The sequence below is a fragment of the Lyngbya aestuarii BL J genome (genome assembly GCF_000478195.2).
GTDB classification, from domain to species: Bacteria; Cyanobacteriota; Cyanobacteriia; order Cyanobacteriales; family Microcoleaceae; genus Capilliphycus; species Capilliphycus aestuarii.
The window spans coordinates 1-1464 of the sequence record NZ_AUZM01000201.1 but is presented as its reverse complement, the minus strand read 5'-3'; the positions used below and the strand labels follow the sequence as shown (position 1 = coordinate 1464).

Annotated in this window: 2 protein-coding genes; both read left to right on the top strand. The window is 34.8% G+C overall.

The genetic code is table 11. The annotated features are described in order from the left end of the window. A partial coding sequence (locus tag M595_RS27510) for a radical SAM family protein (RefSeq protein WP_023069848.1) occupies positions 1–463 on the top strand: 463 nt, incomplete at its 5' end. Further along, a partial coding sequence (locus tag M595_RS27505) for a hypothetical protein (protein ID WP_023069847.1) occupies positions 456–1464 on the top strand: 1009 nt, incomplete at its 3' end. The genes M595_RS27510 and M595_RS27505, both read left to right, overlap by 8 nt.

The window sequence follows — 1464 nt, the reverse complement described above, 5'->3', positions numbered from 1 at the left end:
AGATATTGATTTACTCAAACAGTTTAAACGCTTGCGAGTGAACATGAGTATTCCCACAGGAAGCGAGTCCGTTCGTAAAGATTTTGAACCTCAATCACCCAGTATTCAAGCCCGACTGAATGCGATTGGAAAACTACGACATAATATTCCAGATAATCAAGATCATCAAATTAGATTTTCCATAACTATAACACCTTTACTCCCTATTTTTCCAGAGGATGAAACCCCGTTTATTTGTAAATTAGAAGTTATTGATCGCATAGTGATTCAAGCGTTTCATTCGGCGAGTCAAAAATCAGTTTTAGCAGCAACTACCCGCAAAGAAGCTGTCAATCTTAAGGAAAAATATAAATGGTGGTATGACAACGAATCCGAAAAATATAACAACTTTCTTGAAAATTTAAAAGCTTTGCTGTGTGACGTAGAAGTTTTTGAAGGAAAAGCAGGATTTGGCTATGATTAATATGATTAATTTGTTTAAAAATTGGTGGAGATCCCGAAAGTTTTGTGCGGCTTTAAAACAAGGCAACGAAGATTTAGCGCGAAAAATTATTCGAGACGCTAAACTTTCCGAAAGTCAACTTTCTTTACCGGAAAAGCTGTATAGAGAAAAGTTGAAGCTAACCTATAATCTCAATCAAAAGAATAAAACTATCAAGCAATTAAAAGAAGAATTGGAAACAACTGTTCGGGAGTTAGAACAATTGAACTCTCTTACAGAAGTTTCAACGAATAACCAATTTTGTTTGTTACCCGAAAAACAGTTTATCGATTTTATCTGGGATAAATTTAAACTGATTGAACGTGATACAGGATTACTGCAATGTACGGGAATTCATCAAGAAATATTTGAGGATATTGAACGGAGTCTAGCCGATTTTATTGAAGGGGAGTTTGAACAATTCCGTCGAACCAGAAGGGATTTTGAATCAATGCTAGCAGATGCGACACAAGATCTCAATAGTTTGAAAGGGGGAAAAGATCCAAATTACAGTTATACTCTCAGTCCTCATGTTTACTTGATTCGTTATTTTTTAGAAAATGTATATTGTGCTTATCTGGCTTGGTTTTTAATCTATCAATCTGGATTTTTACCGACAAATCTCAATATTCTTGATATTGCTGCTGGCCCTGGGACAATGGCTTACGGTTTAGATTTATTCTTACAAAGTAGTCATCTTTTTTCAATTCAGTTACCTCCGGTTCAGGTCGCTTACTATTCCCTAGAAAAACAAGATAAATTTCAATACAGAGGTTTGCAATTTTGGCGGAAATATAGCGAACAAAAGGCAAATCCAACCAATGCCTATTTTCGCTTTGATACGGTGGACTTATTCGACGAAAAAGCAGATTTTCAAAAAATACCCAAAGACTTTTTTGATTTTATTGTGATTTCTCATTGCTGGTTTTATGAGGTTGAAACTCGCAATTATGCTTATCTCAAATACAAACAAATATTCAAAT